The sequence below is a fragment of the Vibrio sp. 03_296 genome, from assembly GCF_002265885.1.
On sequence record NZ_NPKW01000118.1, the window covers coordinates 98,245 to 105,721 of the forward strand.

Annotated in this window: 7 protein-coding genes; 3 read left to right on the plus strand and 4 right to left on the minus strand. The window is 45.3% G+C overall.

The features are described from left to right. Positions 1 to 117 precede the first annotated feature (117 nt). Positions 118 to 1,077: a phosphatidylinositol-specific phospholipase C gene (locus tag CIK04_RS14565; RefSeq protein ID WP_097352486.1), complete on the minus strand. Its 960-nt coding sequence runs from the start codon at positions 1,075 to 1,077 to the stop codon at positions 118 to 120. A 151-nt stretch (positions 1,078 to 1,228) separates the two neighbouring features. Beyond that, entirely contained in the window at positions 1,229 to 1,876 is a 648-nt protein-coding gene (locus CIK04_RS14570) for a hypothetical protein (RefSeq protein WP_039541133.1), read from the minus strand. A 419-nt stretch (positions 1,877 to 2,295) separates the two neighbouring features. Here CIK04_RS14570 and CIK04_RS14575 point away from each other — a divergent pair, with 419 nt between their 5' ends. The 3 genes from CIK04_RS14575 to CIK04_RS14585 are packed head-to-tail and all read left to right on the plus strand — an operon-like array spanning position 2,296 to position 4,913. Next, the gene (locus tag CIK04_RS14575; RefSeq protein WP_097352487.1) at positions 2,296 to 2,793 is read left to right on the plus strand and encodes a permease; all 498 of its coding nucleotides are present in this window, start codon (positions 2,296 to 2,298) and stop codon (positions 2,791 to 2,793) included. A gap of 13 nt (positions 2,794 to 2,806) precedes the next feature. Further along, positions 2,807 to 3,913: an HlyD family secretion protein gene (locus CIK04_RS14580; RefSeq protein ID WP_097352488.1), complete on the plus strand. Its 1,107-nt coding sequence runs from the start codon at positions 2,807 to 2,809 to the stop codon at positions 3,911 to 3,913. After that, on the plus strand, positions 3,903 to 4,913 hold the full coding sequence (locus CIK04_RS14585; RefSeq protein ID WP_038939189.1) for a DUF2955 domain-containing protein: 1,011 nt from the start codon (positions 3,903 to 3,905) through the stop codon (positions 4,911 to 4,913). The genes CIK04_RS14580 and CIK04_RS14585 overlap by 11 nt, the downstream gene beginning before the upstream one ends. Before the next feature lie 104 nt (positions 4,914 to 5,017). On the opposite strand, the gene CIK04_RS14590 is transcribed toward CIK04_RS14585, so the two are convergent. Next, entirely contained in the window at positions 5,018 to 6,016 is a 999-nt protein-coding gene (locus CIK04_RS14590) for a hypothetical protein (RefSeq protein WP_097352489.1), read from the minus strand. A gap of 1,257 nt (positions 6,017 to 7,273) precedes the next feature. Beyond that, the coding region (locus CIK04_RS33375; RefSeq protein WP_325205718.1) for a hypothetical protein at positions 7,274 to 7,477 on the minus strand (204 nt) is incomplete at its 5' end.

Genomic DNA, 7,477 nt, shown 5'->3' on the forward strand with positions numbered 1-7,477 from the left:
TTGTAGGAATCAAGCTGTCTTTGAAGCTAATAGATGCGCTTTTGATGCTATTAACTTCTCTATCCCAGCAAACTTCCGTCCAATCTCAAAGTCTTGATTTAAAATAAAAAGTATACCTTATGTATAGGAATGGTCTTCACGGTTAACGACGGGTTCGCTCGCATTAGCGTTGTTCTTCAAAGCAACACCGATATTGGTGCTGATAACAAGCTCAGCGACGCTGTTGTCTATGTGGCCCAGTTCATTGTTATAAAAATCCAACACCACGATCCCGAACCTATTTCCTCTAGTTTTGTTACGTAAGAACTCGCCAAGACCGGGATTCATTTTTGGGTTGACTTTACTTATGCTTCCACCCCAAGCGTACTGGTAAGGGGTATGGCCTAAAAATGAGTAACTAATGCTGTTGTAGGTTAGATGCATTACACCGTCGTCAGGTATCGCAATGGCATTGTCAATTGAAGCTTGGACGGCTGCCATTTTCTTGTGTGTATCGTGTTCTTGATATTGATCTTCTATCGCAAATACTTGGTTTTCTGGCGTAGTTAGCGTGAAGGTTTTATTTTTTTCCCAACCTTTGGATAGATCTATCCCCATACTGCTAGGGAAGCGTCTTAGCAATACAATCTTACTTTGAGCTTGTGCCAATGTCGGTACTCGTGACCCTAAATAAAAAAGGTGCTGGTACTTTTCCAGAGCGATGTATTCGTCAAATTTTGCCTGTATATCGTTTCCGCTACCTGTTGCTGCATCCATGAGCATAACGATGGTTTCTGTCGGATTTTCAGAAAGGAATTTCAAGCAATCATCAAGAACATCTCCGAAAGAAATATCGCAGCTGACGATGCCATGGAAAATACTCAGAGAGTCAAGCTTGGATCCGTTTGCTTTGACGCGAATATCAAGAAAACGAATACCGTCATTTAGCTGAGTATAAATATCGAAGTTTTGTGTTCTGGCTGGGCCTGCAGGTGCTTTCTGGGTGCCAGAGTCATGAGTGCCCGGCAGAGAAATTTGGTCCAGCGTTAATTGAGGATCGAGCGCGCTCATCCAGTTACGAGTCTCTACGTACGTCATATCTTTCTCCAATGTCGATTGTTTATTGAGATCCATCATCTAAAGGATGGGCATTCTCACAAACAAAAGCTTTGTTACGTTTTGGGTATTAATCTGTGAGTCAATTGAGCCTAGCTGCTTTTGCCGCTAGGCCAACTGAGTTTGGGAAAAGTTATGGATGTTGATAACGACCCGTCATGCTTGCATCGGTATCAGAATTGTTCATTTGAAACAAAAACAATTCGACTTCGGTGTCGGACTCGCTGGTTTGCGCTGCGATAGAGCCTGAGCCAACTTTACGTTTGCCTAGAATATCAACAATGAGTTTGGCGCTACCGACGATACTACCAACAGGGTTTTCGGAAATAATGTTCTTAACGACACGTAGAGAGTCTTGCACTAAACCTTCAGCATAGTGCTGGTTTACGTTACCCCACGTTACGCCGAACATCTCTTTTGAACCAATCCACCAATTATTGTTTGATAGAAAGTGTCCTTGCCCTATCACGAAGTCATCGAAGGTGTAAGCGACGCCACGAATATAAAGAGTTAGCTTACCGCGAATAGCAAAATTGAGCTCTTCAGGTCGTTCGTCATTGAATGTTTTTGCTATACAGCCACCTTCTCTGGTGTTGTTTAGGAACCACTTTGCTACGTCCTTTGAGTTATGGCGTCCGGCTTTAACGATAAGAGTATTCCCTTTACAGGTAACCCCCTCATAGGGTTGGCCGCTGGTGATTTTATGGTCTGTTTCGACAAAGGATATTTCTGATAGGCCTTCAATGTTGAAGGTGAACTCGTTATTGTGCAGTGTTGTCATGCATTTATCTCCTAGCTCAACGATACCATCGCAGTTTTATTATTGATTTGAATGAATCAATCAGATTGGTTATTTCTGACTATAAAAAGGTAGTAGGCAAAAAACAATATGCAATTAGTTTCATTTAAATTAATACTTGAGATATTCATCTATAGTAAGGCGTTTTCATAGTGAATAGCTGGGAGGGGGACTATTGTTAAATGTTCGTTATCATTACAAGCGGTAATTCCTTGTTTGGACACGTTATAAACTCAGCTAACGCATCGCGTTTTGTACCAAAAAATTAACGGGCACTATCATTGTGTCCGTTATTCTATACAAAGCTGGAATATGAGATTTCAAGGCTGGCGTATGCATTCAGTAGAGTGATGGGATTATACTCCCCGCCCTTATTCTTCACACTCGCTAGGTGGTAGATAATGAATATCCAAGTAAAAGATTCATTCATCGCAGGACTGATAAACGGTGCCATTAACGGCTATATCGCAAGTCACCACTTCAAAGGAATGAGTTCGGTCCCGATGTCGATGGAGATGATCTCCAACTCGCAAGTGACCGTTTGGGGACAGGCGATTTCTTTAACGTTTGGTTTGGGGATCATTTTGTCTTTGATCACCTCAAAGCTCTTCCTTCATCAACTAAAGTCATCGCATCCCGCGCAGGTGAATGAGCTACAACGTTCATTTTGGAAAGACCTCCTGCCCATCGCCTTAATGCAGGCAGGCGCTTTGTTTGGCTGGTTTGTTGCGTTGGCGGTGATCTGGACTAAGTACGCTGGCGTCGTGATGGTTTCGCCAATGGCGGCGGTTGTGCTAACAGGGCTGTTTGCTTTTGTGATTACGATTGTCGTTGAAGTGAGAACCAAAAGCAGCATTATCTACAAGAAAGTGAATATACTTGAGCAAAAAGCGATTTAACTGAGGAACAACGATGTCAGAACAAAACACCACAACAAGCGCATCAGACGACAACAAAAAACTCAAACAAGCGCGCTCGTTTACCTACTATATTTTTGCCGCAGTGCTGGTCCTGTGGGTATACACACTATGGGCCGATAGAGTTACGCCCATGACGGATCAAGCGCGCATCAATGGCCAAGTGATCCGCATTAGCCCAGAAGTCTCTGGCCCTATCTCAGAAATTCACATAGTTAATAACTCGGCAGTGAAAGCGGGTGATGCACTCTTAAACATTGATGACCGACCTTTTGAGTTGGCCGTCAAAGCGGCGCGATTTGACCTACAAAAAGCGGCGCAATCCTACCAAGCGGATTCCGCAGCGATCAACGTGGCCAAAGCCAATGAAGTGGCCGCGCGCGTGCGAGTCGCCAACGCGAGAAAAAACGTTGAGCGTAACCGAGTGTTGGCAGAGCGAGGCACCATCAGCCAAGCCACGTTGGATAACATCGTTGCCGAGCTCGATACCGCCGAAGCTAACCTAGCTCAAGCATCGTCGGCGTTAGAGAAAGCCAAACAAGAGTTTGGTCCTCGTGGCAAAGAAAACCCAGAGATCCAAGCGGTGTTGAACCGTCTTGAACAAGCGCTCCTCAACCTCAACCACACCAAACTGACGGCTCCCGCTGATGGTGTGATCACCAATATGGATTTGGCCGTGGGCGATTACGCAGGTGCAGGCCAGCCACTGCTGACTTTTGTGAACAATCACAACCTATGGTTGACCGCCATGGTGAGAGAAAACTCACTCGCGTACCTACAAACGGGCGATAAAGTGAAAATCGTCTTTGATGCGTACCCAGGTGAAGTGTTCGAAGGCAACATCACCTCCATTGGTTGGGGCAGCAGCGGTAACGGCAGCTTAGCGGTTGATGCTGGCACAGGCTTAATGACCTCACCAACGAACAACCCGAAAGCACAGCGTTTTCCGGTCAACATTGAGTTTTCCGATTTACCAGACAACATCACTCTAAGATACAGTGGCCGCGCAGTGGTCGGTTTCTATCCTGAGGAAAGCTACATCGCAGAGCGACTACAAGACCTCTGGATGTGGGCATGGAGTTATATTAGTTATGTATCGTAGCGCCGCGAACCCTCTGATCAGAGTCGCGCTGTTTCCAATCTTATTGCTGTTTTGGCAATACGTTTTCGGTACCGATTTGCCCTTGCTCGCACCGGCGATGTGCGTGGTGTTTCTCACCACCACTCACGAGCCGCCGCCGCCAGTGATGATACTGGTTATGGGGGGCATTTTGTTTGCCACCGCTTGGATGCAGGCGTTTGTCAGCAACTTGTTGATAGACTATCCACACGTCTATTACTTGTTCTTATTTGGCGTCTTCTACTGGTGTATGGAGCGCACGAAAAAGAACACGCAAGATGTGTTGGCGATACTCTTGGTCGTCTCCACCGCCATGATAGCGGTGTTTACTCAACAAAAAGGGATCGATGTCGAGCAGATCCCATTTGCCTTGTTAGCGAACATCTTCATCGCGGGTTTTGTCGCGTATTTGGCTTACTTCCTGTTCCCAGGGGGCGAGCCAATGGCTGCGAATGTGCAAGGGCGAACCTCCACCATTCGCTATACGCTCGATTGGCAGACCATGGCGAAAACCGTGCTGATCATGGCCGTGCTGATCACCACCATCCGTATGGATTTGGAGCAAAGCACCATCATCACCATCATTGTCGCCTTGGTGTTGAAAGATCCCGATCCCATCGTTGGCCATGATTATGGCATCAGAAGGCTAATAACCACTTATGCCAGCGTGTTGTATGCCATACCACCATTGGTTGTCAGCCTCTTTCAAGTCAACTTGGTGGGTTCCATGGGGGCCGCTATCGTCAGTGCGTTGTTCATGGGTATTCATGCCATTGAGAGGAAAGCCAGCTTCAACTCGATACAGTTGATGTATTCCAGCTATGTCGTATTGGTGTTCTACGGCATTACCTCCACCAGCATCAGTGCCATTGCAGATGACCTCGTGCGTTTTGCCTCAGTGATGCTTGCCGTATTGCTCGGCATCATGAGCCTCATCATCCTGCATCCTAAAACGCGACCAGCAAGCCAAAACGCTGCGTAAGCCGCGCTTATACTCGCCAACAAAAAAAGCACTGAACTCACTCAGTGCTTTTTACTTTTCGCGTTTTTTTGTGGAGGGGGGCTGGCGTGTTTTACGCCTTGCGATTAAAGGCGAGAGTCATCAAGGCCGACGAAATTCTCAGCAGGTTGCGCTTGGCACCAGTCCCACGCTTTTTTCGAAATGTCGTACATCCCTTTCTCCGTATGGGCAAATTGCCAATCCTTTAAGCTGATTTCAACAATCTTCGCGTCAATCTTATCGAGGAAGGTGCCGCTGGAGGCATGGTACATCTCGCGTAATGCTTGCTGATTTTGCTCATCGGTAATGCCGTACGCTTCAGGTTGATGCTTCACCGCACCAATGCTTTCCGCCGATAAGGTCACGTCTTTGATCATATTGGCGCAAATGGCCCATTGTGATTCTTTTGCTGAGGCCAACTCAGGTGGGAGGTGATCAAAGCTCGGTGTCATACCTAGCCAAGGTTCATCCAGGCCAGTGGGTAGGTTGTGGGGGGCATGCTCTTTCAGCGGAGCGAGTTTCTTATTCATTTTGCGCACTTCATTGGTCGCCAACTCCCATTCACGCTGCGAGCGATCCGCTTCTGCTTGCTCGAGCGGCTCCATCTCTGCATAGAGATCTTGAAGTTGTTTCTCTAGCGCTTCGATCTTATTCCAGTGCGCGTCGGAATCGTCATTGCGGCTATTCAACTGATCGAGCTCGGCTTGCAACTTCTCTTCTTTCTCTTTCAGTGCGTAATAACGCTCTTCGTCATCATCACCATACTGATTGATACAAGCTTCTAGGCGTGCGTCTGTCACCCCAAGCAGTGATTTAAGCTCATTGTTGTAGCAAAGCTCATATTGGCTCTCATCGCCCCTCGCACACTTATCCATAAACTTGCGAAAGCCTTGAATAATGGTGGCTTCCGATTTGCCGCTGCAAGCCGCAAGTTGGGTAAATGCGCCAGAGTCCTTCATCCAAGCGATTTGAGTATTGATGCCCAGTTCGATCTGGTTTTCGGTGAGTTTGATAGCCTGAGTTGGCATCGCCAACGTCATCGTAGAAACGGCCAACAGCGCGCGAGAAATTGTAGAAAATTGCATGGTATACCTCGATAGGTGACACACCCATTTGATGTCCTTATTCGGTCACATCGCACCCATAAAAACGGCGCAAAATGTAACCCATTTATTTTGTGGTAGATAATGACAGCCTTGTACAAACTTTCAACAGGAAAAGCATAGAGAAAGCAGCAAGATCACAGAGTTGAGATTGATGGGAGTAATGGGATGGTGTGTTGGAATGAGGGGGCCTAATATATAGCTCAAGCAGAATGCCTAAAAACTAGTTTTTATGAGCATATATTTTCCTTTTTAAACATGCCTAAACCCAAGAGTAATATACTCACAATATTTAGGGCTAGAAATATGCTAAAACATCCGAGTGTGTAGAACACTCGGATTTTAGTTGAGGTAAACTATCTCTATTGAGATTGTACTTATTACTTAATTTGACCATATCTCCTGATGTGTTTTAAGTAGAGAGGTTATCGAGTTACTTAATGCAGTTTTCTCTAGCAAAACCTCTTTGACTTGATGTTCATTTGTAACATGATCAAATAGTTCTCCCAACAGTRKAGGTAGCCGTTCATCCTTCGTTACGGTTTTACTCGAATCCCCCCCAATGATGGTAAAATACGTTCTGGGCCACCAATAGAATGCTGCTTTGCATAGAAATTAACTGTTGGTTCATTGCCTTTAGGGTAAATAGCCCAAACTGCTTGTATAGGTAACTTCCCAAATTCACCATTTGCTTTTTTCTGATGGAGCCCAAGTAGGTATTTATTTACCAAGTCTGGTAGTTTCTGAGTTTTACCCGATAAGCGGATAGAAACTTAGCGTCGAAATTAGCAGAATAGGTTCTTCCAATCCTTGGAGTCTCAAGCGAATTACATAGTCTGGAGAGCGATATCTGTGTTTCCGATCTTGATTGCTCAATACATACATCTACTGGGTCTCCGGGTTGAGCTCTCTCTGAAGTCCAAATTCTAGGTTCATAAAATAGCTCTATATTCATTTTTTCGCTGTGAGTCGGTGAACTCAAATGTAGTTATTCAGAGTGATTTGTTGGTCGAGCCTTTTCAACTCCCCCAAATACTTGCTCAGAATAGTCTTTCCAACCTTGCTGAACTAATACGCAGCCACACTTCTCCAAAGCAGAGACAATTTGCATAAGAACTGTAAATTCGTAGAGCGTACTCAAATGTCTAAGTCCAAAGAGCATATCGCCCATATCAATCTGAATATTCCGATTATACCATTTAGCTATCTTGTGGTAGACATGAAGAGAGGAAGGTGTTCTTAGATGACAAAAGCTGTAACTTTAGGAGGGATAGGCTTTATAACCTTCGGTTTAGGCGACACACGGGTAAAGCGCATTGCCAAACGCTTTGTACGAAGACTCAAGTCATCAACTTTTCTTAATAAACCATCTAAGATTGGAGCTTTGTACCGACATATAATGTGATCTAAACTAATGTATTCATTAAAATAATGCCCTTCTGC

Excerpts from the sequence above, each read along its gene's own strand:
- CIK04_RS14565 (WP_097352486.1), bottom strand. The coding sequence starts at position 1,077 with ATGACGTACGTAGAGACTCGTAACTGGATGAGCGCGCTCGATCCTCAA.
- CIK04_RS14570 (WP_039541133.1), bottom strand. The coding sequence starts at position 1,876 with ATGACAACACTGCACAATAACGAGTTCACCTTCAACATTGAAGGCCTA.
- CIK04_RS14575 (WP_097352487.1), top strand. The coding sequence starts at position 2,296 with ATGAATATCCAAGTAAAAGATTCATTCATCGCAGGACTGATAAACGGT.
- CIK04_RS14580 (WP_097352488.1), top strand. The coding sequence starts at position 2,807 with ATGTCAGAACAAAACACCACAACAAGCGCATCAGACGACAACAAAAAA.
- CIK04_RS14585 (WP_038939189.1), top strand. The coding sequence starts at position 3,903 with ATGTATCGTAGCGCCGCGAACCCTCTGATCAGAGTCGCGCTGTTTCCA.
- CIK04_RS14590 (WP_097352489.1), bottom strand. The coding sequence starts at position 6,016 with ATGCAATTTTCTACAATTTCTCGCGCGCTGTTGGCCGTTTCTACGATG.